General features: G+C 63.0%; 24 protein-coding genes. 14 read left to right on the top strand and 10 right to left on the bottom strand.

Annotated elements, in window-relative coordinates; all coding sequences use genetic code 11:
- The first annotated feature begins 490 nt into the window (after positions 1-490).
- From P3T43_RS25505 to P3T43_RS25495, 3 genes are all read left to right on the top strand, one after another.
- Entirely contained in the window at positions 491-1,747 is a 1,257-nt protein-coding gene (locus P3T43_RS25505) for a ribonucleotide-diphosphate reductase subunit beta (protein WP_429283784.1), read from the top strand.
- A 102-nt stretch (positions 1,748-1,849) separates the two neighbouring features.
- On the top strand, positions 1,850-2,167 hold the full coding sequence (locus P3T43_RS25500; RefSeq protein ID WP_429283783.1) for a hypothetical protein: 318 nt from the start codon (positions 1,850-1,852) through the stop codon (positions 2,165-2,167).
- 30 nt (positions 2,168-2,197) lie between these two features.
- Entirely contained in the window at positions 2,198-2,815 is a 618-nt protein-coding gene (locus P3T43_RS25495; RefSeq protein ID WP_429283830.1) for a histone H1-like repetitive region-containing protein, read from the top strand.
- 229 nt (positions 2,816-3,044) lie between these two features.
- Here the strand turns inward: P3T43_RS25495 and P3T43_RS25490 are convergent, their stop codons facing one another.
- The 10 genes from P3T43_RS25490 to P3T43_RS25445 form a co-directional block, all read right to left on the bottom strand.
- Complete coding sequence (locus tag P3T43_RS25490; RefSeq protein ID WP_429283782.1) at positions 3,045-3,521, bottom strand: glycine zipper 2TM domain-containing protein; 477 nt, start codon at positions 3,519-3,521, stop codon at positions 3,045-3,047.
- A 28-nt stretch (positions 3,522-3,549) separates the two neighbouring features.
- Positions 3,550-4,488 (bottom strand): carbohydrate kinase family protein, encoded by a 939-nt coding sequence (locus tag P3T43_RS25485; protein ID WP_429283781.1) that lies wholly within the window; start codon positions 4,486-4,488, stop codon positions 3,550-3,552.
- 110 nt (positions 4,489-4,598) lie between these two features.
- The gene (gene tpx / locus P3T43_RS25480) at positions 4,599-5,099 is read right to left on the bottom strand and encodes a thiol peroxidase (protein ID WP_429283780.1); all 501 of its coding nucleotides are present in this window, start codon (positions 5,097-5,099) and stop codon (positions 4,599-4,601) included.
- 81 nt (positions 5,100-5,180) lie between these two features.
- On the bottom strand, positions 5,181-6,395 hold the full coding sequence (locus tag P3T43_RS25475; RefSeq protein WP_429283779.1) for a DUF3426 domain-containing protein: 1,215 nt from the start codon (positions 6,393-6,395) through the stop codon (positions 5,181-5,183).
- A gap of 48 nt (positions 6,396-6,443) precedes the next feature.
- Positions 6,444-7,346: a 50S ribosomal protein L11 methyltransferase gene (prmA, locus tag P3T43_RS25470; protein WP_429283778.1), complete on the bottom strand. Its 903-nt coding sequence runs from the start codon at positions 7,344-7,346 to the stop codon at positions 6,444-6,446.
- A 3-nt stretch (positions 7,347-7,349) separates the two neighbouring features.
- Entirely contained in the window at positions 7,350-8,717 is a 1,368-nt protein-coding gene (accC, locus tag P3T43_RS25465) for an acetyl-CoA carboxylase biotin carboxylase subunit (protein ID WP_074302562.1), read from the bottom strand.
- Positions 8,718-8,833: 116 nt separating this feature from the next.
- Positions 8,834-9,304 (bottom strand): acetyl-CoA carboxylase biotin carboxyl carrier protein, encoded by a 471-nt coding sequence (gene accB / locus P3T43_RS25460; RefSeq protein ID WP_429283777.1) that lies wholly within the window; start codon positions 9,302-9,304, stop codon positions 8,834-8,836.
- Between the two features lie 69 nt (positions 9,305-9,373).
- Positions 9,374-9,829: a type II 3-dehydroquinate dehydratase gene (gene aroQ / locus P3T43_RS25455; RefSeq protein WP_429283776.1), complete on the bottom strand. Its 456-nt coding sequence runs from the start codon at positions 9,827-9,829 to the stop codon at positions 9,374-9,376.
- A gap of 194 nt (positions 9,830-10,023) precedes the next feature.
- Positions 10,024-10,575, bottom strand: coding sequence for a TlpA family protein disulfide reductase (locus P3T43_RS25450; protein ID WP_429283775.1), 552 nt, complete (start codon positions 10,573-10,575; stop codon positions 10,024-10,026).
- Between the two features lie 10 nt (positions 10,576-10,585).
- Complete coding sequence (locus P3T43_RS25445; protein ID WP_429283774.1) at positions 10,586-11,239, bottom strand: UDP-N-acetylmuramate--alanine ligase; 654 nt, start codon at positions 11,237-11,239, stop codon at positions 10,586-10,588.
- Between the two features lie 271 nt (positions 11,240-11,510).
- Between P3T43_RS25445 and mpl the strand changes: the two genes are divergently transcribed.
- The 11 genes from mpl (at position 11,511) to araG (ending at position 25,196) form a co-directional block, all read left to right on the top strand.
- Positions 11,511-12,938 (top strand): UDP-N-acetylmuramate:L-alanyl-gamma-D-glutamyl-meso-diaminopimelate ligase, encoded by a 1,428-nt coding sequence (gene mpl, locus P3T43_RS25440; RefSeq protein ID WP_429283773.1) that lies wholly within the window; start codon positions 11,511-11,513, stop codon positions 12,936-12,938.
- A complete protein-coding gene (locus P3T43_RS25435; RefSeq protein WP_429283772.1) occupies positions 12,935-13,537 on the top strand; it encodes a YqiA/YcfP family alpha/beta fold hydrolase in 603 nt (200 codons plus the stop codon). The genes mpl and P3T43_RS25435 overlap by 4 nt, the downstream gene beginning before the upstream one ends.
- 136 nt (positions 13,538-13,673) lie before the next feature.
- Positions 13,674-15,770 carry a ribonuclease catalytic domain-containing protein gene (locus tag P3T43_RS25430; protein ID WP_429283771.1) on the top strand — a complete coding sequence of 699 codons (2,097 nt, stop codon included), beginning with the start codon at positions 13,674-13,676 and terminating at the stop codon, positions 15,768-15,770.
- On the top strand, positions 15,767-16,687 hold the full coding sequence (gene aroE / locus P3T43_RS25425) for a shikimate dehydrogenase (RefSeq protein ID WP_429283770.1): 921 nt from the start codon (positions 15,767-15,769) through the stop codon (positions 16,685-16,687). Before P3T43_RS25430 ends, aroE begins: the two co-directional genes overlap by 4 nt.
- 110 nt (positions 16,688-16,797) lie before the next feature.
- Entirely contained in the window at positions 16,798-17,520 is a 723-nt protein-coding gene (gene mtgA / locus P3T43_RS25420; RefSeq protein ID WP_429283829.1) for a monofunctional biosynthetic peptidoglycan transglycosylase, read from the top strand.
- A 1,181-nt stretch (positions 17,521-18,701) separates the two neighbouring features.
- On the top strand, positions 18,702-19,649 hold the full coding sequence (locus P3T43_RS25415; protein ID WP_429283769.1) for an IclR family transcriptional regulator: 948 nt from the start codon (positions 18,702-18,704) through the stop codon (positions 19,647-19,649).
- Positions 19,646-20,737, top strand: coding sequence for a 2-dehydro-3-deoxygalactonokinase (locus tag P3T43_RS25410; RefSeq protein WP_429283768.1), 1,092 nt, complete (start codon positions 19,646-19,648; stop codon positions 20,735-20,737). Before P3T43_RS25415 ends, P3T43_RS25410 begins: the two co-directional genes overlap by 4 nt.
- Before the next feature lie 35 nt (positions 20,738-20,772).
- Entirely contained in the window at positions 20,773-21,453 is a 681-nt protein-coding gene (locus P3T43_RS25405; protein WP_429283767.1) for a 2-dehydro-3-deoxy-6-phosphogalactonate aldolase, read from the top strand.
- Positions 21,450-22,280 carry an SDR family oxidoreductase gene (locus tag P3T43_RS25400; protein WP_429283766.1) on the top strand — a complete coding sequence of 277 codons (831 nt, stop codon included), beginning with the start codon at positions 21,450-21,452 and terminating at the stop codon, positions 22,278-22,280. The genes P3T43_RS25405 and P3T43_RS25400 overlap by 4 nt, the downstream gene beginning before the upstream one ends.
- Before the next feature lie 190 nt (positions 22,281-22,470).
- The gene (locus P3T43_RS25395) at positions 22,471-23,469 is read left to right on the top strand and encodes an arabinose ABC transporter substrate-binding protein (protein ID WP_429283765.1); all 999 of its coding nucleotides are present in this window, start codon (positions 22,471-22,473) and stop codon (positions 23,467-23,469) included.
- 197 nt (positions 23,470-23,666) lie between these two features.
- Positions 23,667-25,196, top strand: coding sequence for an L-arabinose ABC transporter ATP-binding protein AraG (gene araG / locus P3T43_RS25390; protein WP_429283764.1), 1,530 nt, complete (start codon positions 23,667-23,669; stop codon positions 25,194-25,196).
- Positions 25,197-25,236: the final 40 nt, after the last annotated feature.

Here is a 25,236-nt window from a genome sequence, read left to right as displayed (position 1 = left end):
TACGTGCTGGACAGGTTCGAAGAGAAGCAAAGCGCGAGGCGACGAAGCAAAGCAGCCTCTCAGCAAAAGCAGCAAGACGGCAACGCAGCAACGCAGTGACATCCATGACGAAGCGCTCGCCATGAGCGCTCAGCAAGTGAGCTACGCCGCTCGCTCCGTCTCACGAATCGTTGAACCTGAGGTCGAACTTCGGGTTGAACTTTGCCTGGTTCACGCTGACGAAACAGCACTCGCCAAGGCAACGCACAGAAGCCAGGCAACACAGTTTGCAGTGCATCGAAATCACGACGACTCGATGCACTCTCGACACCGCGAAGCACTTCGACAACACATGTTTTGGTCACCTCACTTGTGGCATCAGAGACAGTCTGTTGACCAAAGTGTTGTATGAAGGTCGCAACGCGAATCGAAAACAGGATTTTTCATCAGCGAAGTCTTTTAACGCTCGTGAAAAGATGGTACAAACCGTTCTAAATTGATGGTGACATTTATGCTCAACTGGGATGACGAGATCACTGCCGTAACTCCCGCGAGCGCGACGCAACTGAATGTGTTGCGCAACGCTCAGGAAACGGCTGTCGGTACGCAAGTCGGAACGCGTCCCGCTCCTCACGCTCCCTCGGCTCAGGAAATCTTCGCGAACGACATCGCTGTCGCTCCCGTTGCTGTCCGTGCCGCTCCCCAATCTGCCGCTCAAGGAACTGCTGCCGCTGGCGCCGCTGTCTCCGAAGCGCGCGTGAATGTCGCCGACAAGCGCATCATCAACGGCCAGACTGACGTCAATCAGCTGGTGCCGTTCAAGTACAAGTGGGCGTGGGAGAAGTATCTGTCCGGTTGTGCGAACCACTGGATGCCGCAGGAAATCAACATGTCCCGCGACATCGCCCTGTGGAAAGACCCGAACGGGCTGACCGAAGACGAGCGCCGCATCGTCAAGCGCAACCTCGGCTTCTTCGTGACGGCCGACTCGCTCGCCGCCAATAACATCGTGCTGGGCACCTACCGCCACATCACGGCGCCCGAATGCCGCCAGTATCTGCTGCGCCAGGCGTTTGAAGAGGCGATCCACACGCACGCTTACCAGTACATCGTCGAGTCCCTCGGTCTCGACGAAGGCGAAATCTTCAACGCGTATCACGAGGTTTCCTCGATCCGCGCGAAAGACGAATTCCTGATTCCGTTCATCCATCCGCTCACGGACCCGGCCTTCAAGACCGGCACCACCGAGGCAGACCAGACGCTGCTGCGTTCGCTGATCGTGTTCGCCTGTGTGATGGAAGGGCTGTTCTTCTACGTCGGCTTTACCCAGATCCTGGCGCTCGGCCGTCAGAACAAGATGACCGGCGCGGCGGAACAGTACCAATACATCCTGCGCGACGAGTCGATGCACTGCAATTTCGGCATCGACCTGATCAACCAGATCAAACTCGAAAACCCGCACTTGTGGACGGCTGAGTTCCGCGCGGAAATCCGCGAAATCTTCAAGCAGGCAGTCGACCTCGAATATCGTTACGCAGAAGATACGATGCCGCGCGGGGTGCTCGGCCTCAACGCGTCGATGTTCAAGAGCTATCTGCGCTTCATCTGCAACCGCCGTTGCCAGCAGATCGGTCTCGATCCGCTGTACCCGAACGAGGAAAACCCGTTCCCGTGGATGAGCGAGATGATCGACCTGAAGAAGGAACGCAACTTCTTCGAGACGCGAGTCATTGAATATCAGACCGGCGGTGCGCTGAGCTGGGAGTAATCCCGGGCGTGCTGCGGTTGAACGCAGTGGTAAGGCGAACTCTTTGATGGGGATGCCGCTGGCAAGGGCCGCGGCAGTTATGGTTAGGAGCAGAACCGCCTGATGCAAAGCGTGCCCGGTGCCTTAGCGGCCCACAAACATGACAGGCACTTTGCGAACCCTTCAGTGGGATGGGCAAACTTCCCCCCGGAAAAAGCCGCTGGCCCGATGGCCGGCGGCCCGATCAAACGATTAGCAGCGTCGAGATCCGACGCTGACTGGACTTGGCGCGCGGTGCCCGATGGCACGGCGCGCCTTACCGTATTCATTAGCGTAAGCGCGCAGCACCTGCGTACGCCGATGAATAGCCCGCTTCGTAGCGCGCGCCCTGAGAAGCGTCCGCGGGAAGCGGGTTTTGACGAAGGGTGTAGTTTGAACTGACTCTCATCTGAAAACCTGAAGGAGAAAATGATGGCAACTGCAAAAAAAGCCGCCGCTAAGAAAGTCGCTGTGAAGAAGGTTGCAGCGAAGAAGGCCGCTCCGGCGAAGAAAGTCGCTGCCAAGAAAGTGGCAGTGAAGAAGGTTGCAGCCAAGAAAGTCGCGGTGAAGAAGGTTGCAGCGAAGAAGGCTGCACCGGCCAAGAAGGTCGCAGCCAAGAAGGTTGCAGCCAAGAAAGTCGCCGTGAAGAAGGTTGCAGCGAAGAAGGCTGCGCCGGCCAAGAAGGCTGCTGCGAAGAAAGTTGCAGTGAAGAAGGTTGCAGCGAAGAAGGTTGCCAAGAAGGCAGCACCGGCGAAGAAGGCCGCTGCCAAGAAGGCGCCTGCGAAGAAGGCTGCCAAGGCTCCTGCTGCGAAGAAGGCTGCCAAGGCTCCTGCTGCAAAGAAGGCTGCCAAGGCTCCTGCTGCGAAGAAGGCCGCTAAGGTCCCCGCTGCGCCTGCGAAGAAGGCTGCTGCTCCGAAGAAGGCTGTGGCGAAGAAGGCTGCACCGGCACCTGCTGCTACCGTTGCAACGAGCGCAGCACCGGCAGCAACGGTGAAGACGGCGTTGAACCCGGCTGCAGCATGGCCGTTCCCGACTGGCAGCCGTCCGTAATTCGCTGACGAGTCGTTAGGCACATCTCGATGTGTCCGATGATTGAGTAGCCAGTCGGTTCCCGCTGCTCAATCACCGTCCCGTCGCTGGGTTTCCGGCGGCGGGATTTTTTTTGCCTGCTGTGTTTGCTCAAGGCGGAAAAAAACGCATGCGCAGTGAAGGGCATGCGTTTAAGCGTGACGCCGCGCCGCGCGCCGGATACGGCGCACAGCGGCGAAGGGCACAACAGCTAGTGGGTGACGCGAGTCACACCGCCGCTCGACAGCAGCCGGACACGATCGCCCGCCTGGAAGATCTCGCCGGTCGCACTTTGCGTGATGGCGCGGATGTCGCCGTTATCGAGGCGCACTGTGATCTCAAGACCGTCGCGCATGGCGACGCCGTTCTCGACTGCATTACCGGCCACTGCGCCCGCGATGCCACCGATGATGCCGGTGATGATCGAACCCGTTCCGCCGCCGATCCTGCTGCCGGCCACTGCGCCCAATGCGCCGCCGCCGATCGCACCGAGGCCGCTCGGCTGACCGTTGTTCGTACTGATCTTCACGGCGCGCACGCTGTCGACCGTGCCCATGCGGACCGTTTCTTCGCGCTGCGCCTGGGACGCCGTGTAGACATCGGCCGAACTGCTGTTATACGCACATCCCGACATCAGCAGCGAACCTGCAATCGCGGCAGCGATGACCAGGCGACTTGTTCTTTTCATTCCCTAACTCCAAAAAAGCACTTCGGCATTACGGCAGGTCGTATCCAAACGCCTGCTTGAACCGTTCGTTGATTTCTGCGCGGCTGGGCGCGTAGTTTTGCGGGCCCTGATGTTCGATCTTGAGTGCGCCCATCAGGCTGGCGAGGCGGCCGGTGGTGGCCCAGCCCAGCTGCTTTTCGATGCCGTAGAGCAGGCCGCCGCGGAAGGCGTCGCCACAACCGGTCGGGTCGAGTACCTGCTTCGCGGTGACGGCGGGAATCTCTTCCTTGCCGCCTGCGTGATAGATGCGCGCCCCTTGCTCGCCAAGTGTCACGATCAGTGCGTCGACGCGACTCGCGATCTCTTCCATGGACCAGCCGGTCTTGTCGCTCACCAGTTTGGCTTCGTAATCGTTGACCGCCACGTAAGTAGCAAGTTCAATCATGCGGCGCAAGGTCGCGCCGTCGAACAGCGGCAAGCCCTGGCCAGGATCGAAGACGAACGGCACACCGGCGGCGGCCAGTCGTTCGGAGTGCTGTGTCATTGCGTCATAGCCGTCCGGTCCGACGATCGCGAGTGTGATGTCTTTCGCTTCGTCCGCGTGGTTCAGATGCGCCTGCATCATCGCGCCCGGGTGGAAGGCGGTGATCTGATTGTTTTCCAGATCGGTGGTGATCATGGCTTGCGCGCAGTACGTGTCCGCCAGCACGAGGACGTGTTCGCGCGAAATGCCGAGCTGGTCGAAGCGGTCTAGATAGCGCTGCGCATCGACCGCGCCGAGCGCGCCCATGATGCGCGCATCGCCGCCGAGCAGATGCAGCGAGTAACCCATGTTGCCCGCGCAGCCGCCGAACTCGCTGCGCATGGTCGGCACGAGGAAGCTCACGTTGAGGATATGGACCTGCTCGGGCAGGATGTGCTCCCGAAAGCGGCCCTCAAAGGTCATGATGTTGTCGTAGGCGAGCGAGCCGCAAATCAGCGTAGCCAAGGTGAGTGGTCCTCTAGAAATCTGTCAGGAAAAAGCTGAGCAAAGATGAATCGCTCGATGATGTGAAAGCGCCGCGCACAAGGCGCGGCGCCGGTCCGGGCTTGAGACGCTTACTTCAGTGCGCCGAGCGCTGCGTCGTAGTTCGGCTCGTCCTTGATCTCGCCGACGAGTTCAGCGTGAACCACGTTGTCGTTTTCGTCGATGACGACCACCGCGCGTGCCGTCAGGCCAGTCAGCGGCCCGCTCGTCACGTCGACGCCGTAGGCTTGCGCAAACTCATGACCGCGGAAGGTGGAGGCGGTCAGGACGTTCTCGATACCTTCGGTCGTGCAAAAGCGCGTGGCCGCGAACGGCAGGTCGCCGGAAATCACGATCACCGCGGTGTTCGCCAGCTTGGCGGCGGCCTCGTTGAACTTGCGGGTCGAGGTGGCGCAGGTCGGGGTGTCGAGGCTCGGTACGATGTTCAGCACTTTGCGCTTGCCGGCGAAATCGGCGAGTGTGACCGGCTTCAGATCCTTACCGATCAGCGAGAACGCGGGCGCCTTCTGGCCCACGGCCGGGAACGGACCGGCTACTTCAATCGGGTTACCACCCAGCGTGACTTGACTCATGATGTGCTCCGAAGATTTGTCAGGGATTGACGTTGAACGCGCCCGACGTGCCGCAGGCGCGCAAGAAGCTGCAGATTAGGTTCAGGGATAGAAAATCTGGACGCGGAAGTTCGAGGCGACGGCGTTGCCGGTGTCCAGGTGCACGACCATGGTTTCCGTTGTACGTGCCTGCAGGCCGGCGGTGATCGGCGTGCCGGGTTTGACGTAGTCTTGCGGCCACAGCACGCGGCGCATGGCGACATTGTTCTGGTCGTCGAGCAGCGTGAGTTCGATGGCCGGGTAAGCCAGTGCAACGTTGTAGCGGTTGCGCAGCGGCATCTTCAGTTCGAGCTTGTGCGGGCCGTCGATCTGCCGCAGATCGGACGGTTCGACCTGCAGACCGTCGATGTCGTGCGGCGGCGTCACGCTGCAGCCGAGCGGCGCACAGGCCTGCGAATAGAGCGCTTGCGAATCGGGCCAGTCCACCATGATGGTCTCGCGCTGCCACCACGCAAGCTGCGCGAGCAGACCAACGGCCAGGATGACGGTAACCACCGTACCGACGACGCGCCAGCCGACCTGGCGCGGCGCAGGGGCACGGGTTTCGCGCACCACCGCGAACGGGTCGTCGGCAGCGGGCGGGTTGGCCGCGAAGGCGGTGGCTGCTGCGCCGCCAAAATGCGGCTCGCTGTCGGGGGCGCTGCGCAACGTGGCCGCCGCAGCGCGGGCGTCCTGCAGGCCGGGCTCGTCTTCGAGGGGCTCCACGGGATGCTGGGGTTGGCGCCAGCTGGGGGCGGCGTCGTGGGCGAACGCGACCACGGTGGCGTCGTCGGCTACCGTCTCGTGCGCGATGCGCTCTTCGGCGCTGACCGGCTCTGGGTCCACCTCCGATGCGAACGCGGGCTCCCGATGCAGGGCGTTGTCTGCCTCGTGGGCGCTCGGCATTGCGGGTTCATCGGCGTGCCGCGGCGTGACTGCGACACTGGCGGCGACCGGTGCGAGCGGAAGATTGTTGGCGTTGTGCAGCAGCCGGTTGTCGATCGCGGCGTCGGCTTGCGGCGCCCACGGATTCCACGCCTCGGCGCTGAAATTCGGCACCTTCGGTTTGCGGTCCGCGGTCAGCGCGGCGAGTTCGGCCGGGGAAATCGGCGTGGCGGTGGTGAAGTCGGTGCCCTCGGCGGCATCGTAGAGACTGCTGGATGCGTCGAACACTTCCTGGCAATGCCCGCAACGCACAAGGCCACGGCGCAAAGCAAGCTGCGCCGGATCGAGCCGGAAGACCGTTTCGCAGAAAGGACAGCGCGTCGCCAGGAGCATATTGAGCCGGTTGGCCGTAGGGCCGTTAGTTGGACAATACGTCTTATTCTAATGGCTTTCCCGACGCGTTCCCGTCAGGCATACCCAACCTTCGTGTTCACGCCACACGCCGATGTCGATCCACTGTTGATAAACCCGCGCCACTTCTTCTGCCTGGCGCGCGAGGATGCCCGACAGCGCCAGCCGGCCGCCCGGTTTCACTTTCGACGACAGCATCGACGCCATCAGCTTGAGCGGATTGGACAGAATGTTGGCGACGACGATATCGAACTCGCCAGCCGGACAGTCTTCCGGTAATCCATACGTGACGTCGGCCCGGTTGCGCTCGCTGTTGTGGCGCGCGGATTCGACGGCTTGCGGATCGATGTCGATACCGTAGACGGGATTCGCCCCGCACTTTCTGGCGAGGATCGCGAGAATGCCGGAGCCGCAGCCGTAGTCGAGTACCGACTGATCTGCCTTGACCGATTGTTCGAGCCACTCCATGCACAGGCGCGTGGTCGGATGACTGCCGGTGCCGAACGCGAGACCCGGATCGAGTTCGAGCACGAGCGCGTGAGGATCCGGCGCGTCGTGCCATGACGGCACCACCCAGATGCGTTCGCCGATCGGAATCGGATCGAACTGCGATTGCGTGAGCCGCACCCAATCCTGTTCCTCGACTTCGCGCACGCTGAAGGCGGGCGTGGTACTCAAACCCAGTTCGTTCGCGGCAGCCGCCAGCAGCACCGCGGGGTCGTGTTCGGTCGCCAGCAGCGCGATCACGCGCGAGTGTTGCCAGGCCGTGCGATCAGGCGTGAGACCGGGTTCGCCGAAGAGTGGTTGCTCGTCGGGCGTGTCGGCGTCCGCATCTTCCACCGACACGGACAATGCGCCCAGCTCGAGCAGCGCGTCGGACAACTCTTCCGCGTGCTCGCGAGCCAGCTCGACGATCAGTTCCCGGTAACTCATGACTTACGCTTCTTCCGGTGCGGCCTGCTGCTTTGCGGCCAGCCGGTTTTCGAGGTAGTGAATGCTGGTGCCGCCTTCGACGAACTTCGCGTCGAGCATCAGCTCGCGGTGCAGCGGGATGTTGGTCTGAATGCCTTCCACCACCATCTCCGACAGCGCAATACGCATCCGCTTGATGGCCTGCTCACGGGTTGCGCCGTAAGCGATCAGCTTGCCGATCATCGAATCGTAGTTCGGCGGGACGAAATAGCCGTTGTACGCGTGCGAATCGACGCGGATCCCGGGGCCGCCCGGCATGTGCCACGACGTCAGGCGTCCCGGCGACGGGGTGAACTTGAACGGATCTTCAGCGTTGATCCGGCATTCGATGGCGTGACCCTTGAACACGATGTCGCGCTGGCGGAAGGCGAGCTTTTCGCCGGCTGCGATGCGGATCTGTTCCTGCACGATGTCGACGCCGGTAATCAGTTCGGTCACCGGATGCTCGACCTGCACGCGCGTGTTCATCTCGATGAAGTAGAACTCGCCGTTTTCATACAAGAACTCGAATGTACCCGCGCCAAGATAGCCCATCTTCTTGCAGGCGTCCGCGCAACGATCGCCAATGCGGTCGATCAGACGACGCGCGATACCCGGCGCAGGCGCCTCTTCGATCACCTTCTGGTGACGACGCTGCATCGAGCAGTCGCGCTCGCCCAGCCAGATTGCGTTGCGGAACGAATCGGCCAGGATCTGGATTTCGATGTGCCGCGGGTTCTCCAGGAATTTCTCCATGTAGACCTGCGGATTGCCGAAGGCACGGCCGGCTTCTTCACGCGTCATGTTGACCGCGTTGACGAGCGCCGCTTCCGTATGGACCACGCGCATGCCGCGGCCACCACCGCCGCCGGCAGCCTTGATGATCACCGGATAGCCGACCTGGCGGGCAATTTTCACGATCTCTTTCGGATCGTCGGGCAACGCGCCTTCAGAACCCGGCACGCACGGCACGCCGGTTTTGATCATGGTCTGCTTGGCAGTCACCTTGTCGCCCATCATCCGGATCGTTTCCGGACGCGGGCCGATGAAGGTGAAGCCGGACTGCTCGACGCGTTCGGCGAAGTCGGCGTTCTCGGAGAGGAAACCGTAGCCGGGGTGGATCGCTTCGGCATCGGTGACTTCTGCCGCGCTGATCAGCGCCGGCATGTTCAGGTAGCTCAGGTTAGAAGGCGCCGGACCGATACAGACGGCCTCGTCGGCGAGCTTCACATACTTGGCTTCCTTGTCGGCTTCGGAATAGACGACGACCGTCTTGACGCCAAGCTCACGGCACGCGCGCTGGATACGGAGCGCGATCTCGCCGCGATTGGCAATGAGAATTTTTTCAAACATAGCGGGTTTTCGACTCATCAATGGGCGCCGGTCGATCACAACACGGCAACCTCAGCGCATCGGTGGCGCGCCCCGGTCAGGCGGGCACGCGGACGGCAAACGCAAAGCGTGCCGCGTTAGCCGACCACAAACAACGGCTGGCCGTACTCGACGGCTTGCCCGTTGTCGACGAGGATTTCCTTGACCACGCCCGACTTGTCCGACTCGATTTCGTTGAGCAGCTTCATCGCTTCGATGATGCAGATCGTCTGGCCTTCCTTGACCGTGTCGCCCACCTGAACGAACGGCTCGGCGCCCGGCGACGGTGCACGATAGAACGTGCCGACCATCGGCGATTTCACCACGTGGCCTTGCGGCGCAACGGCTGCCGGCGCGGCAGGCGCTGCGGCCGCCGCTGCTTCCGCGGGCGCGCCCGCAACCGGTGCCGGTCCGGCGTACTGCGGCGCGTAGGAGGCGGACGGCTGAACGTAAACCGGCGGCGCATTCTTGACGATGCGGACCTTGCCTTCGCCTTCGGTGACTTCCAGTTCCGAAATACCGGACTCCGAGACGAGGTCGATCAGAGTCTTCAGTTTACGTAGATCCATTGGGCATCCCCTTTCAATGCGTGAAGTGCCGGCGGCGCTGCCTGCCGGCTCAAAATAGGTTTGTTGGAATCAGCCGTGCTGTGAGCCGGCTGCCAGCCGGTCGAGCGCGAATTCGAATGCGTAAAGATATCCCTTCCAGCCAAGGCCGCAGATCACGCCCTCCGCCTGGTCGGAGAAATACGAATGATGCCGGAACGGTTCGCGACGATGCACGTTCGACAGATGAATCTCGACGAACGGGATGCCGACCCCCGCCAGTGCGTCCCGAATCGCCACGCTGGTGTGCGTGTACGCTGCGGGATTGATCAGGATGAAATCGGTTTTTTCGAGCCGCGCGGACTGGATGCGGTCGACCAGCGCTCCCTCATGGTTGCTCTGGAAGGAGGCGAGTTCGACACCCGCGTCCGTTGCACGGTCTGCCAGCGCCTGATCGATCTGCGGCAACGTCACACGCCCGTAGACCTCAGGTTCCCGGGTGCCGAGAAGGTTGAGGTTGGGTCCGTGCAGTACCAGCAGTCGCGTCATGGCCGCTTCTATTTCCGTGGAATTGGCCGCACTTTAGCGCTAATTAGAGAAACTTGTCTAGTTTCGCGCGCAGCAGGATGGATTCCGGCGGCATCCGGCGGGTTCGCCGGACGCACATCTTCTCGCAATTTTATGCAATTTGCGTGCAATCCGGCCTGTTCCGACCACAATTAATGGTTAAGCGATTGTGAAGCCTAGAGGGCGTCGAGCGTCTGTTTCAGCTCTTTCGGCTGGATTTGTCCCAATTTTGTCGACCGAACGTTGCCTTTTGCGTCGATGACGACAGTAAACGGCAGTCCGCCCGCATTATTGCCGAACGCGCGGGCGAGGTCCGCGCCGCCAAAACCGATCACGTAGACCGGATAGTCGACCGGCACCTTCTGCAGGAAGGCCTTGACGTTCTTGTCCGAATCGACGCCAAGTCCGACGAATTCGATGCCTTTCTCCGCGTATTCGCGATGCAACTGGGCGAGCGCCGGCATTTCCTCGACGCACGGGCCGCACCACGACGCCCAGAAATTGATCACCACCGGATGCCCCTTGAGCAGGGCGAGCGACTGCGGCTTGCCGTCGGCATTGGTGACAGGGGCTGCCCACAGTTGCGCGACGGGATTTTGCGCTTCTGGCTGCGCGGCTTGCGCGACATCCGCACCGTTTGCATTCAGCAGGCTGTGCCCGGCGAATACGCCCACGCCTGCCGCGATGATTGCTACAAACGCACTTGCCACGATCCGCGTGCTCTTCATTGTTGTCCGTTTAATTGTTGGGGGTGGGCACGCTGCTCTCGTCGAGCAGCGCCTGCACAGCCTGCGCGCTGGCCCGGGCATGGCGGCCACGGGCGTCGGCGCGCACGGCGCCACGTAAATCATCGGTCTCGTACAGCGCCACATGGATGCCGACCGGCTCGGCGCCCTGCGTCTTGCGCTCCGGGCGCCACAGGAAACTCAGCGTCTCGACGTAGCCGCGGCCGGCAAAGTGACGCGTCTCCGATACGTCATATTGGACGTTGGCATTGAGAAAATAGATTGCCACGTCTTTCGGGTTGTCGCAGAAAGCCTGCAGATACACATCCGAGTGGTCGCCCGCCGTGCCGTTCAGCACTGCGCCGGTCAGGTACGGATTGAACGGGGCGAGCCGCTGCATCCAGTCGAGCGCAATTCCGCGCAGACGGCGCAGCACGGCCGGCTGGCTGTCGCCCTGGAAGAGCGACTGGTATTCGCGGATTTCTTCTTCGATCTGGTCGTTATCCGGCAGCCATTCGCCCGCCACGCGCGTCTCCCCGACGACTTGCCGCGCAGCCTTGCGCTTGGCCGTCGAGTAGTCCAGACCGCCCTCGGCGATCATCCGCGCAGCGGCGATGGCGATTTCCTCGCGCACCCGCTGCGGATCGAAATGTGATTTGCGAACCATCTCACAATCATACTAGAGAATGAAGGCGACCCTTTTTGAGGGCTGGGGTTGGCGGCTGGCCGTCCACGCACCGGGCGCGCGGGCTTCAGGGCCTCCGGCATCCGCGCAGGGCGGGTGTTCCGCGCTTGAAACGCGCGGGAGCACAGGGCGTCAGGCGTAGGGCGATCGAAGGGCGTCGGTTACAATAGCGTCCTTTGCAGACGGACCTTTTCGGCCCCTCCTGCGCACCTTTTCCCACGCAAAAAACAGGCCCGCGCGGCACGACAGGCTCATGCATATTCACATCCTCGGCATCTGCGGCACGTTCATGGGCGGTCTCGCGGTACTCGCGCGCGGCGCCGGGCACACGGTCACCGGCTGCGACGCCGGCGTCTATCCGCCCATGAGCACGCAGCTCGAGGCGCAAGGCATTCTTCTTATAGAGGGTTACGGCGCGGAGCAGCTCGATCTGCAGCCGGATCTGTTCGTGATCGGCAACGTGGTGTCGCGCGGCAATCCTCTGATGGAAGCGATCCTCGACCGCGGGCTGCCGTATGTATCCGGCCCGCAATGGCTCGGCGAGCACGTGCTGAACGGCAAGTGGGTTCTTGCGGTCGCGGGCACGCACGGCAAGACCACCACGAGTTCGATGCTCACCTGGCTGCTCGAAGACGCGGGCCTGAATCCGGGCTTTCTGATTGGCGGGGTGCCGCTGAATTTTGGCGTCTCGGCGCGGCTGACCGATTCGAGCTTCTTCGTGATCGAAGCGGACGAATACGACACAGCGTTCTTTGACAAGCGTTCGAAGTTCGTTCATTACCGGCCGCGTACGGCGATCCTGAATAACCTGGAATTCGATCACGCCGATATTTTCCCGGATCTCGCCGCCATCGAAACCCAATTTCACCATCTGGTGCGAACGGTGCCAGGCATTGGGCGGATCGTCTCGAACGGCCGTGAAGATGCGCTCGACCGCGTGCTCACGCGCGGCTGCTGGAGCGAGGTGGAGCGCTTCGGCGTGCAGGGCGGCTGGCAGGGGTTGCCGGCGGAAGACGGCGTGCCCGTCGACGAACGCTTTGCCGTCTATCACAACGGTGTGCGCGCAGGCGTCGTGGAATGGCAGGTGCAGGGCGAGCACAACCGGATGAACGCGATCGCGGCGATTGCCGCGGCGCGCCATGTCGGCGTGCCGCCCGCGCAGGCCGCGCAATCGCTCGCGAGCTTCCGTAACGTGAAGCGCCGCATGGAAGTGCGCGGCAGTGTCGACGGTGTGACCGTGTTCGACGACTTCGCACACCATCCCACCGCCATCGAAACCACGATCGCCGGTCTGCGCACGCGCGTCGGCCGCGAGCGCACGCGGATTCTTGCCGTGCTGGAGCCGCGCTCCAACACGATGAAGCTGGGCGTGATGAAGGCGCAACTGCCGGCTAGCCTTGCCGACGCGGATCTGGTGTTCGGCTATGGCGCACCGGCGGGACGTGACGCGCTCGGCTGGAATCTCGGCGAGTCGCTGGCGCCGCTGGGCGACAAGGCACACGCCTTCGACAATCTCGATGCGCTCGTCAAAGCGGTCGTGGCAGCGGCGCAGCCTGGCGACCAGGTGCTGGTGATGAGCAACGGCGGCTTTGGCGGCGTCCACCAGAAGCTGCTCGATGCGCTATCGGCGCGGCCGGTGGGCGACGCGCATGCGCATACATCCGCGCGGGGCGCGGCGTGATCCTGTATCTGCACGGATTTCGCTCTTCGCCGAATTCGTTCAAGGCGCGCGTGATGGCGGCGCGCCTGGCCGCGTTGGGCCGCTCCGCGGAATGGTGCTGCCCCATGCTGCCGGTGTCGCCGCTGGAGACGATCGCGCTGGCCGAGTCTCTGGTCGCCGCGGCCGCACCGCAGCGCGTGACCGTGGTCGGCAGCTCGCTCGGCGGTTATTTCGCCACCCATCTGGCCGAAAAGCACGGCTGGGCGGCTGCGTTGCTGAATCCAGCGGTCGTGCCGCAGCGCGATCTCAGCCAGTATCTCGGTGAACAGCCGTTGTGGCACGGCGGCGGCAGCATCGTCGTCGAGCCGCATCATCTGGATGAATTGCGCGCGCTTGGAGTTGCATCGATTACGCGGCCCGAACGCTATTATTTGATGGCGGCAACCGGCGACGAAGTGCTCGATTACCGCGAAATGTTGGCCCACTACCCGGGCGCCCGAACTACGCTGATCGAAGGCAGCGATCACGCGATCAGCGAATTCGAGCAGTACGTCGAGGACGTGCTGGCCTTTTGCGACGCAGACAATCTGCAACCGCCGGCGCCACGCGCGGCGGTCTGATTCATTGATTCATGATTCATGCCGCCGGTGTCCAGCACGAGCACGGCGGACCCACCACCACGAACACGTTGCCGACGCGCGGGCCGATTTAACCGCCAGGCGCCGCGGCAGATGCAAGTCAGAACGAGAGTATTGAGTGAACGTTTTCTTTGAGGAATCGGGCAGTTTCAAGGCGGGCAGCGTGCTGTCGCGCCAGGGCGATGCGTTTCAGGTCGAGCTGCCGGGCGGACGGCGCGCGAAGGTGCGCGCCAAGGACGTGCTGATTGAATTCGAGAAGCCCAGCGCCGGCGAACTGATCCAGCAGGCGGATGCCGCCGCGCAGGAAATCGATCTGGACTTCCTGTGGGAATGTGCGCCCGACGACGAATTCCCGTTTGCGACGCTGGGTGCCGACTATTTCGGCGCTTCGTTCGGGCCGGTAGAGCGCGCCGCGCTGGTGCTGCGCATGCACAGCGCGCCGGTGTACTTTCGGCGCAAGGGGCGCGGTCAGTACCAGCGGGCGCCGCAAGAGCAACTGCAGATGGCGCTCGCCGGGCTTGAACGCAAACGCCAGCAGGGGCTCGTGCAGGCGCAATACGAAGAAGAGCTGAAAGCGGGCCGGCTGCCGGAAGCCTTGGCCGGCAAGGCGCTGGGTCTTCTGACCAAGCCTGACAAGAACACCATCGAATACAAGGCGCTCGAAGCGGCGGCGGCTGCGCGCGGTATTTCGCAGGCCCGTCTGATGCTCGAATGTGGCGGCGTTGCGTCAGCGCGCGCACTGCATGAAGCGCGTTTCCTGTCGGAATTCTTCCCGCACGGCACCGGCTTTGCGGCGGTGACTGTAGGTGCGTTGCCGGACGATTTGCCGGAAGCTGACGTCGAGGCGTTCTCAATTGACGACGTCACCACCACCGAAATCGACGATGCGTTCTCGGTCGAGCATCTCGCCGATGGCCGCGTGCGGATCGGCGTGCACATTGCGGCACCAGCGCTGGGGATTACGCCCGGCGACGAGATCGATGCCATCGCGCGCACGCGTTTGTCGACGGTCTATATGCCTGGTGACAAGATCACCATGTTGCCGGACAGCGTGGTCGAAGCGTTCACGCTCGCCGAAGGCGGCTTGCGCCCGGCTCTGTCGCTGTATGTGATCATCAATCGTGAAACCCAGGAAATCGTCGCCAGCGAGACGCGTGCCGAGCGGGTGTTCGTGAAGAACAACTTGCGGCATAACACGCTGGACGAACTGGTCACCGAAGAGGCGCTCGCCGCCGGCAGCGGCGAATACGCGCACAAGGACGATATCGCGGTGTTGTGGCCGTTCGCGCTCGCCTTGTTCGAAAAGCGTCAGCAGGCGCGCGCAGGATACGGTCTGCGCCGCGAAGTGCAGCGCAATACCGACTTCAATTTTTATGTCGACGGCGAGCACATCACGATCACGCCGCGCCGCCGCGGTTCGCCGCTCGACACGATCGTCGCCGAACTGGCGATTCTCGCCAATTCGTCATGGGGCGCGTTCCTGCACGACCACGGCGTGCCGGGCATCTATCGCTCGCAGCGGGCGTTCGGTGCGCCGACGGGGCCCAAGCGCACGCGCATGCAGACTAACGCCGCACCGCATGAAGGCTTGGGCGTGGCGCAGTATGCCTGGAGCACTTCACCGTTGCGCCGCTACGTCGACCTCGTGAATCAATGGCAATTGCTCGCTTGCGTGCAGCATGGCGTGACCGCGAAGCTGGCGGCGCCGTTCAAGCCGAAAGACGCCGATCTGTTCGCCGTCGTGCAAGGCTTCGACGATACCTACTCGGCTTACGCCGATCATCAGCGCCGCATGGAGTACTTCTGGTGCCTGCGCTGGTTGAAGCAGGAGAACAAGAAGCAGGTGGTGGCGACCGTGGTGAAGGACGACCTCGTTCGGCTGGAAGAGATTCCGTTGCTGCTGCATGTGCCGGCGCTTGGCGTGCATGCACGCGGCACGCGTCTGCTGATGGAAGTGATGTCGATCGACGAACTGACCGTGGAGGCATCCGTGCGCATGCTGCACGTGCTCGACGCGCCGACCGTGACGAGCGGCACCGAAGCGGAAGAGGTTGAAGAAGCCGACGAGAGCGAAGCAGAACTGCTCGATGCCGCGGACGATTCCGCTGAGAGCGAAGCCGAAGCCGGCACTGAGGCTGGTGCAGAAGAGAACGGTAACGGCGGCGACGGTGAAAGCGCCGCCGCCGGTCAGCAGGTTGCGGAGCCGGGACAATGAGCCAGACGACCCAGCCCGCCGGGCAGGCTGCTGCGCAGGCGACAGGCGAATCCGTCGTGGGCGCCGGTCCGCGTGACCGGTATGCGGTGATCGGCAATCCTATTGCGCACAGCAAGTCGCCGCTGATTCACGCGCGCTTTGCCGAGCAAACCGGCGAGGCGATCGAATACACGCATCTGCTCGCGCCCCTCGACGCCTTTGTGCCGCACGTTCGCGCATTCATGGAATCCGGCGGACGCGGACTGAACGTCACCGTGCCGTTCAAGCTGGAGGCGCACGCGCTGGCTACGAAGCTGTCGCCGCGCGCGGCGGCGGCGGGCGCGGTGAACACGTTGCGCTTCGAGGCCGGTGAGATTTATGGCGACAATACGGATGGCTTCGGGCTCGTGCGTGACATCGAGGTGAATCTGGCCACGCCGTTCAAGGGCGCCCGCATTCTGTTGCTGGGCGCGGGCGGTGCCGCGCGCGGCGTCGTGTTGCCGATGCTCGGGCGTGCGCCGCACACGCTGACCATCGTCAACCGGACCGCGGAGAAGGCGAGCGAACTGGTCGATCAGTTCGGCGAAGCCGCCCGCGAAGCCGGCTGCCGGCTGACGGGCGGCGGCGCGGCGGCCATCGAGCCGGGCACTTACGACGTCATCATCAATGCGACTGCCGGGAGTCTCGATGCGGCGTTGCCCGAGGTCGAAGACAGTGCCTTCGGCAACAGTACGCTCGCCTACGACATGATGTACGGCGCGCAGCCGACCGTTTTCATGCAGCACGCGCAAACGCTTGGGGCGCGGGCGGCGGACGGTCTTGGGATGCTGGTCGAGCAGGCGGCCGAATCGTTTTACGTGTGGCGTGGCGTGCGGCCCAACGGCGCACCGGTGCTGGAGGAACTGCGTCGGATACTGGCTGCGCCGAGCGCGACCTGAGAAGGAAGCGAAGGCCCACCGAAGCGATGGAATCCCGCGTGTTGTCTCGGTCTGCGGATGCGCTCGCACCGGACGTTTCTGACCGTATCGAACCGAGGAGCGAGATGACGATGGCGCGAACGAGGCGAGCGGGCCGGTCGGGACTGACCGGCTGGGCGGTTTATGTGGGCGCGGTGGTCGCGATTGCGTGGATCGCGACGCAGTTGTTCTACTTCGTGCAGATCGGCATCTGGAACTACGTGAATCCGCAATCGACGGCGTTCATGCGCTCGGACGCGTGGACGCTCTCCCAGGCTCGGCCTGATCTGTCGATCCAGCATACGTGGGTGCCGTACGAGCAGATCTCGCGCAATCTCAAGCGCGCGATCATCGCCTCTGAAGACGCGAACTTCGTCAACAACAACGGTTTCGAGACCGAGGCGATCCTGCAGGCGTGGGAGAAGAACAAGGCACGGGGCAAGCTTGCCTTCGGCGGTTCGACGATTACGCAGCAACTCGCGCGCAATCTGTTTTTATCGAGGGAGAAGAGTTATATCCGCAAGGGGCAGGAGGTGATTATTACGTGGATGCTCGATACCTTGATGGACAAGGAGCGGATCTACGAGATTTATCTCAACTCGGTCGAGTGGGGGAATGGGGTTTATGGTGCCCAGGCGGCGGCAAACTATTACTACAAGACATCGGCGGCGAAGCTGACTGCGGGGCAGTCGGCGCGGCTTGCTGTGATGCTGCCGCGGCCTAAATATTTCGATGAGCATCGTAGCTCGGGGTATCTGGCGCAACGCGCTGGGGTGATTGCGCATCGGATGGGGGCGGCTGAGTTGCCGCAGTGAGGGTTTTGGGTTTGGGTTTGCCTGCGGTGGTTGGTTGTGGTTTTGCGGTGTTGGGCTCTTTTTGTTTTGTTTTGTTTTGGGGCTGGTTTGTCTGCGACGCTTTGGCTGTGTTTTTTTGGGCGTTGGCCTTTCCTTGTTTTGTTATCGGTCTATTAGGTTCGCCCCTGTGCGGGGCAGCACTCACTTTCTTTGCCGCCGCAAAGAAAGTAAGCAAAGAAAGCGGGCTCACACCGCCAGCTTTTAGCGAGTCATCTCTGTTTCGAACGGGAAACGGCCCAACACGAGACCGTCTCTCGCACTACAAATCTCAGTGGCACAGCACTCATCCGTTCCAGCGTTGCGCTGCGCGCCCCGCCGTCGGGCATAACACGCTCAGCACGTTCAACACGTTTGGCGAGTTCCGTAGGAAAACTAACGTTTTGGGGCTGACGCGGTGTCTTGCGCAGACCTGCTGACCTTCTCCGTGTCGTTGGCTCCGACAGGCTGCCAACCGGCTTTCCCGAGCAAACCCATCCGCGACGCACGCAGTGCGGAGTGGGGTGGATGATCGCTTTGTCACGGGCCGAAGAAATGCGAAGACACGTCTCGTCTTGGGCCGTTTCCGCGGGCAGACCTAGACGGCTCACTACTGGCTGGCGGTGTGAGCCCGCTTTCTTTGCTTACTTTCTTTGCGGCGGCAAAGAAAGTAAGTGCCGCCCCGCACAGGGGCGAAGCTAATAGACCGATAACAAAACAAGGGTAGGCCAACGGCTTAAAAACACAACCAAAGCGCCGCAGGCAAACCAGACCGATAACAACCCAAGAAAAGCCCAACACCGCAAGAACCCCACCGAAGCGCCGCAGGCAAAACCCCTATCGCCGAACGGGCTAAATCCCAAAATATGAATCCAACACTCACATATTGGAAATTTCAAAAAAACCGCCCTACAATCCGGATCACCAAGCCCGCAAGGCGCCACAGCAAGGCACGCAAAACCGCGAGCCAAGCCGCCAGCGAGGCGAAAAAAGGCCATCCCCCTCCGCATGAACACCGTGCGGTCGGCGCGGACCATACGATCGGAGACACTCAGCCATGCCCATCACCCTCAGGCAGGAAGCACGCACTTGCCGTGTACTGTCCCCCTTCTCTGGCCGCATGGCCGGCCCCGCGCGGTAATCCCCCTATCATTCGCCCAATCGCCATGAACAAAGCGATGTCCACTCACGCCGCCGCCGGCCCCGATGCAGGCTCCGAAGCCGTGTCGCAACCGCGCACCCGCACGCTGAACGGCGCCGCGGGCTCACTCAAGCCCAGCGACGAAATCGCGCTGCCGAGCACGCTGCTCGACATCACGCCCCAGCAAGCCGGCACGCAGACCTTGCTGCGCGGCCTCGCGATTCTCGAAGCCGCTGCCGCCGGCGTGCGCGATCTGCGCACCTTCGGCGCCGCGCTCGGCACGACCCGCAGCACGACGCACCGCCTCGTCAGCAGTCTCGTCCAGGCGCGCTATCTGCGCCAGGTGCAAGGCGGCTATCTGCTCGGCCCGAAGCTCATCGAACTGGGCACCATCGCGCTCGAACAGATGCCGTTGACCGCCGTGGCGCGGCAGCATCTCGAGTCGCTCGCCGAACAGACGCTCGACACGATCCACCTCGGCGTGCGTGACGGCGACGACGTGCTCTACATCGACAAGATCCCCGGTACGCGCGGCCTCGAAATGCGTTCGCGCGTCGGCCATCGGATGCCGCTCGCGTCGACGGGCATCGGCAAAGCCATGATGCTCGACCTCAAGCCGGATTCCTGGCAATCGCTGTTCGACGCATCGCGCCGCGCGCTGGCCGGCGTCAGCTTCAAGCCCGATAACCGGCCCGACATGCCGACCTTCATGCAGCGCATGACGACCTATTCGGCGGGCGGCTATACGTTCGACCTCGAAGAAAACGAAGCCTCGATTCGCTGTGTCGCCGCGCCGGTGCGCGACGCATCGGGTGCCATCGTCGCGGCGCTGTCGGTGGCGAGCACGATCCCGTACATGTCGCTCGAACGCATGGATGAACTGATCCCGGTCGTGCAGCGCGAAGCGCGCGCCATCTCGGAGGAACTCGGCTGGCGTGTGCCGCAGCCGACGACGCGCAGGATCAAACGATGACGCAAGCGGGTTCCCCCATGGCAGTCGCTCAAAATACGGACGTCACGAGCATCGCACCTGAAGCGAATGCGGTTAGCCTCGACCGGGCCGCGCTGATTGCGCTCGACTGGGGCACGACGGCGTTGCGCGCGTATCTGTTCGACGCAGCCGGTCACGTGCTGGACACGCGCGAATCGACCGCGGGCATCATGAATCTGCCGCGCGCCGCGAATGAAGGCGGCTTCGATGCCGCCTTCGATGCCGTTTGCGGCGCCTGGCTGGAACGTGCGCCCAGCGTGCCGGTGATCGCGGCGGGGATGGTCGGTAGCGCGCAAGGCTGGCTCGAAGCGCCGTACGTCGATGCGCCCGCGAGCGCCGAGGCCCTGGTCGCCGGCATCGTGCGCGTACAGACCGCGCGTGGCGTGACGCTGCACATCGTTCCCGGCGTGCTACAGCGCGGCGAACTGCCGAACGTCATGCGTGGCGAAGAAACGCAGATTTTCGGCGCGCTCGGCGCGGCTCCTGCCGCCACGGACGATAGCAAGTACGAACTCATCGGCCTGCCCGGCACGCATGCGAAGTGGGTGGTGGTACGCGGCGGCCAGATCGAGCGCTTTCACACTTTCATGACCGGCGAGATCTTTGCGGCGCTGCGCGAGCACACCATTCTCGGCCGCACGATGGTGGCGCCGGATCGTCTGGAGACCGAGGCCTTTCTGCGCGGCGTGAATATCGCGCGTCAGAAAGGCGAGGCGGGTCCGCTCGCCACGGTGTTCAGCACACGCACGCTCGGCCTCACCGGACAGCTTGGCGGTCAGCAGCAGCCGGACTACCTGTCGGGCCTGCTGATCGGTCACGAACTGGTCGGTCTCGACGCCGTGCTGGCCCAGCAGCAAACCGGCCTCGCGGGGCACGCGCTGCGCCTGATCGGTAATGAAGCGTTGTGCGCGCGTTATCAGCTCGCGTTGAGCCAGTTCGGCTGTACCGATGCCGAACTGGTCAAGCAGGCCACTGAACGCGGCCTATGGAGCATCGCGACGAAAGCCGGCCTGGTAATCCCTGCGACGACGCCGGCCCCCGGCGCTGCGCGTGCCTCGCGCGTCGGTTAAGACGCCGCGCCGCACGAAACTGACAAGGAATCGATATGCAACCTCACATCAATCTGCCCGCTCCTTATTCGCCGCACGCGGGTCTGATGGCGGCCTTCGAAGCGTGTCCGCTGATCGCCATTCTGCGCGGCGTCACGCCGGCCGATGCTGCCGATCACGGGCAAGCGCTGTACGAAGCGGGTTTCCGGATCGTCGAAGTGCCGCTCAACTCGCCGCAGCCGTTCGACAGCATCACGGCGATCCGCAAGGCGCTGCCGGCGGACGCGATTGTCGGCGCAGGCACGGTGCTGCACCCGAGCTTCGTCCACGACGTGAAGTCGGCGGGGGGCGAACTGATCGTCATGCCGCATAGCGACACGGACGTCGTGACGACGGCGAAGGCGCAGGGACTCGCGTGCGCGCCGGGCGTCGCCACGCCGAACGAAGCCTTCCTCGCGCTGAAAAACGGCGCCGACGTGCTGAAGATGTTCCCCGCCGAACAACTCGGCTGCCAGGTCGTCAAGGCATGGCGCGCCGTGATCGCGGGCGAAGTGCCGCTGGTGCCGGTGGGCGGCATCACGCCGGACAACATGGGTCCGTTTCTCAGCGCTGGCGCGAACGGTTTCGGGCTCGGCTCGGCGCTGTACAAGCCGGGTCAGAATGCCGCGGCGACGGCGTCGCACGCCCGCGCTTATATCAACGGTTTGCGCATTGCACGCGCCGGCGCGAAGAAATGAACCGGCTCGCCAACAAGGTCGCGTTGATCACCGGCGCCGGTCGCGGCATCGGTGCAGCCATTGCGCTGGCGTTTGCGCGCGAAGGTGCGGCGGTCGTGCTGGCAGAACTGGATATTGAAACGGCGCAGCAAACCGCGCGCGACATCGAAGCGGCGTGCAAGGCCGGCGGTGCGGGCAGTGCGAACGCAGCCAGCGGTTCTGCCGCAGCCAGTGGCGCGAAAGTGCTTGCGGTGCAGACCGACGTAACGCAATCCGTTTCGGTCCAGCAAGCCGTACGGGAAGCCGGGCAAGCGTTCGGCCCCGTCGACGTGCTGGTGAACAACGCCGGCATCAACGTCTTTTGCGACCCGCTGACGATGAGCGACGACGACTGGCGGCGCTGCTTCGCGGTCGATCTGGACGGCGTCTGGAACGGTTGCCGGGCGGTCTTACCGGGAATGGTCGAACGTGGCGCGGGCAGCATCATCAACATTGCCTCGACCCATGCCTTCAAGATCATTCCGGGCTGTTTCCCTTACCCGGTTGCCAAGCATGGCGTGATTGGCCTGACGCGCGCGCTCGGTATCGAATACGCGCCGCGCAATGTGCGCGTCAACGCTATTGCACCGGGCTACGTTGAAACCCAATTGACGCACGACTGGTGGAACGGGCAACCCGACCCGGTCGCGGCGCAGCAGGCGACGCTCGATCTGCAGCCCATGAAGCGGATCGGCCGCCCCGAAGAAGTGGCGATGACGGCGGTGTTCCTCGCGTCGGACGAGGCGCCGTTCATCAACGCGAGTTGCATCACGGTAGATGGAGGGCGCTCAGCGCTGTATCACGACTGAGCCATCGTCTGGAGAAACCGGGGCAACGCGCCGTGGAACGCGCGCCGCCGCGAAATAAAAGAAGCGAAGCGCCACAGAGCGCAACGAACAGTTTTAGCCGGTTGACGCGCTGGCCGCGTGTGTCAGGACCGGATAAGAAGACGCGGCCAATACCTTCTCGTTATCTACTAATTAGTCAGGAGACTGCAACATGAAACGTAGAATTTTCCTCACACTGGCAGCCGCAGCAGCAGGGGTGCTGTTCAACGCGCCCGTCGTCCAGGCCGCTGATTCGGTCAAGATCGGCTTTCTGGTGAAGCAGCCGGAAGAGCCGTGGTTCCAGGATGAATGGAAATTTGCCGAAATCGCGGCCAAGGAAAAGGGCTTCACGCTGGTGAAAATCGGCGCACCCTCGGGCGAGAAGGTAATGAGCGCAATCGACAACCTGGCAGCCCAAAAGGCGCAAGGTTTCATTATCTGCACGCCGGACGTCAAGCTCGGACCGGGCATCGTGGCGAAGGCAAAGGCTGACGGCCTGAAGATGATGACGGTCGATGACCGCCTCGTCGACGGCGCAGGCAAGCCTATCGCCAGCGTGCCGCACATGGGCATTTCGGCGTTCAACATCGGCAAGCAGGTTGGCGAAGGCCTGGCTGCGGAAATCAAGAAGCGCGGCTGGGACATGAAGGACGTGGGCGCGATCGACGTGACCTACAACCAGCTGCCGACCGCGGTTGACCGCACGGGCGGCGCGACGGAAGCGCTGGTGGCTGCAGGTTTCCCGAAGGCCAACATCATTGAAGCGCCGCAAGCGAAGACCGATACGGAAAACGCTTTCAACGCCGCCAACATTGCGCTGACCAAGAACCCGCAGTTCAAGCACTGGATCGCTTACGGTCTGAACGACGAAGCGGTGCTGGGTGCGGTGCGTGCAGCGGAAGGCCGTGGCTTCAAGGCTGACAACATGATCGGTATCGGCATTGGCGGTTCGGACTCGGCTCTGAACGAGTTCAAGAAGCCGACCCCGACGGGCTTCTACGGCACGGTCATCATCAGCCCGAAGCGCCATGGCGAAGAAACCTCGACGCTGATGTACGACTGGATCACGGCAGGCAAGGAACCGCCGGCACTCACGCTGACGACCGGCATGCTGGCCACGCGTGACAACGTCGCGGACGTGCGTGAAAAGATGGGTCTGGCATCGAAGTAAGCGGTTAGCCATCGAAGTGTAGAGGGCAGGATCCCGGGGCGTGATGCCGGTCGTCCTGCCCCGCAGGGCAGCGCGTGCAGGACGTGGATGAAATGCACGCGCTGGCAGGCGCAACAGCAGTTGGGACCAACCGTCGTACCGGCATGGCAGTCAGCCGCACCGGAGCGCACGGTTCACAGGATGCAACAGGAGGCGAAGTGTCAGCGACGCTGCGTTTTGACAATATTGGTAAGGTCTTTCCAGGCGTACGTGCGCTCGACGGCGTCTCCTTCGACGTAAACGTCGGGCAGGTGCATGGCCTGATGGGCGAAAACGGCGCGGGTAAATCGACCCTGCTCAAGATTCTCGGTGGTGAATATCAGCCGAATTCCGGCCGCCTGATGGTCGATGGCAACGAGGTGCGCTTCGGTAGCGCGGCCGCGTCGATCGCTGCCGGGATCGCGGTAATTCACCAGGAACTGCAATACGTGCCCGATCTGACGGTCACGGAAAATCTGCTGCTCGGCCAGTTGCCGAACTCGCTCGGCTGGGTGAACAAACGCGAAGCCAAGCGGTTCGTGCGCGAGCGGCTGGAAGCGATGGGCGTTTCGCTCGATCCGAATGCGAAGCTCGGCAAGCTCTCGATCGCTCAGCGGCAGATGGTGGAAATCTGCAAGGCGCTGATGCGTAACGCGCGCGTGATCGCGCTCGACGAGCCCACCAGCTCGCTGTCGCACAGTGAGACCGAAGTGCTGTTCAAGCTGGTGCGCGATCTGCGCGCCGACAACCGGGCGCTGATCTACATCTCGCACCGGATGGACGAGATTTACGAGTTGTGCGACGCCTGCACGATCTTCCGTGACGGCCGCAAGGTGGCATCGCACCCGTCGCTCGCCGACGTCAAGCGCGAGACGATCGTCGCGGAAATGGTCGGCCGGGAAATTTCGGACATCTACAGTTACAAGCCGCGCGAACTCGGTGAAGTGCGTTTCGCCGCCAAGGCGATCGAAGGTCATCCGCTCAAGGGGCCGGCCACCTTCGAGGTTCGGCGCGGCGAGATTGTCGGCTTCTTCGGTCTGGTGGGCGCGGGCCGCAGCGAACTGATGCACCTCGTGTACGGCGCCGACAGCAAGAAAGCCGGCGAGATCATGCTGGATGGCAAGGCGATCAAGGTGCGCAGCGCCGGCGAAGCGATTCGTCACGGCATCGTGCTGTGCCCGGAAGATCGCAAGGAAGAGGGCATCGTCGCCATGGCGAGCGTGTCCGAGAACATCAACATCAGCTGCCGCCGCCATTATTTGCGCGGCGGGTTCTTCCTGAACCGCAAGAAAGAAGCGGAAACGGCGGACCGCTTTATCAAGCGGCTGAAGATCAAGACGCCGAACCGCCGCCAGAAGATCCGTTTCCTCTCCGGCGGCAACCAGCAGAAAGCGATTCTGTCGCGCTGGCTCGCGGAGCCCGATCTGCGCGTGGTGATTCTCGATGAACCGACGCGCGGGATCGACGTCGGCGCGAAGCATGAGATCTATAACGTGATTTATCAGCTGGCGGAACGCGGCTGCGCGATCGTGATGATTTCGTCTGAACTGCCGGAAGTGCTCGGCGTGTCGGACCGGATCGTGGTGATGCGGCAGGGCCGCATTTCCGGCGAACTGCCGCGCAGCCAGGCGAACGAAGCGGCGGTGCTGGGTCTCGCATTGCCGGAAAGCTCGACCGCACCGCAAGACGCCGCGCCGCAGGCGGCCTGAAACCCAACGGACGCAAGTCTTTAACAACCCGTCAGCCCGT

Source organism: Paraburkholderia sp. GAS41 (genome assembly GCF_050436545.1).
Lineage (GTDB): Bacteria > Pseudomonadota > Gammaproteobacteria > Burkholderiales > Burkholderiaceae > Paraburkholderia.
The sequence above is the reverse complement of the archived record's forward strand: the minus strand, read 5'-3'. Positions and strand labels throughout refer to the sequence as shown.

Excerpts from the sequence above, each read along its gene's own strand:
- P3T43_RS25505 (WP_429283784.1), top strand. The coding sequence starts at position 491 with ATGCTCAACTGGGATGACGAGATCACTGCCGTAACTCCCGCGAGCGCG.
- P3T43_RS25500 (WP_429283783.1), top strand. The coding sequence starts at position 1,850 with ATGCAAAGCGTGCCCGGTGCCTTAGCGGCCCACAAACATGACAGGCAC.
- P3T43_RS25495 (WP_429283830.1), top strand. The coding sequence starts at position 2,198 with ATGGCAACTGCAAAAAAAGCCGCCGCTAAGAAAGTCGCTGTGAAGAAG.
- P3T43_RS25490 (WP_429283782.1), bottom strand. The coding sequence starts at position 3,521 with ATGAAAAGAACAAGTCGCCTGGTCATCGCTGCCGCGATTGCAGGTTCG.
- tpx (WP_429283780.1), bottom strand. The coding sequence starts at position 5,099 with ATGAGTCAAGTCACGCTGGGTGGTAACCCGATTGAAGTAGCCGGTCCG.
- P3T43_RS25475 (WP_429283779.1), bottom strand. The coding sequence starts at position 6,395 with ATGCTCCTGGCGACGCGCTGTCCTTTCTGCGAAACGGTCTTCCGGCTC.
- prmA (WP_429283778.1), bottom strand. The coding sequence starts at position 7,346 with ATGAGTTACCGGGAACTGATCGTCGAGCTGGCTCGCGAGCACGCGGAA.
- accC (WP_074302562.1), bottom strand. The coding sequence starts at position 8,717 with ATGTTTGAAAAAATTCTCATTGCCAATCGCGGCGAGATCGCGCTCCGT.
- accB (WP_429283777.1), bottom strand. The coding sequence starts at position 9,304 with ATGGATCTACGTAAACTGAAGACTCTGATCGACCTCGTCTCGGAGTCC.
- aroQ (WP_429283776.1), bottom strand. The coding sequence starts at position 9,829 with ATGACGCGACTGCTGGTACTGCACGGACCCAACCTCAACCTTCTCGGC.
- P3T43_RS25450 (WP_429283775.1), bottom strand. The coding sequence starts at position 10,575 with ATGAAGAGCACGCGGATCGTGGCAAGTGCGTTTGTAGCAATCATCGCG.
- P3T43_RS25445 (WP_429283774.1), bottom strand. The coding sequence starts at position 11,239 with ATGGTTCGCAAATCACATTTCGATCCGCAGCGGGTGCGCGAGGAAATC.
- mpl (WP_429283773.1), top strand. The coding sequence starts at position 11,511 with ATGCATATTCACATCCTCGGCATCTGCGGCACGTTCATGGGCGGTCTC.
- aroE (WP_429283770.1), top strand. The coding sequence starts at position 15,767 with ATGAGCCAGACGACCCAGCCCGCCGGGCAGGCTGCTGCGCAGGCGACA.
- mtgA (WP_429283829.1), top strand. The coding sequence starts at position 16,798 with ATGGCGCGAACGAGGCGAGCGGGCCGGTCGGGACTGACCGGCTGGGCG.
- P3T43_RS25415 (WP_429283769.1), top strand. The coding sequence starts at position 18,702 with ATGAACAAAGCGATGTCCACTCACGCCGCCGCCGGCCCCGATGCAGGC.
- P3T43_RS25410 (WP_429283768.1), top strand. The coding sequence starts at position 19,646 with ATGACGCAAGCGGGTTCCCCCATGGCAGTCGCTCAAAATACGGACGTC.
- P3T43_RS25405 (WP_429283767.1), top strand. The coding sequence starts at position 20,773 with ATGCAACCTCACATCAATCTGCCCGCTCCTTATTCGCCGCACGCGGGT.
- P3T43_RS25400 (WP_429283766.1), top strand. The coding sequence starts at position 21,450 with ATGAACCGGCTCGCCAACAAGGTCGCGTTGATCACCGGCGCCGGTCGC.
- P3T43_RS25395 (WP_429283765.1), top strand. The coding sequence starts at position 22,471 with ATGAAACGTAGAATTTTCCTCACACTGGCAGCCGCAGCAGCAGGGGTG.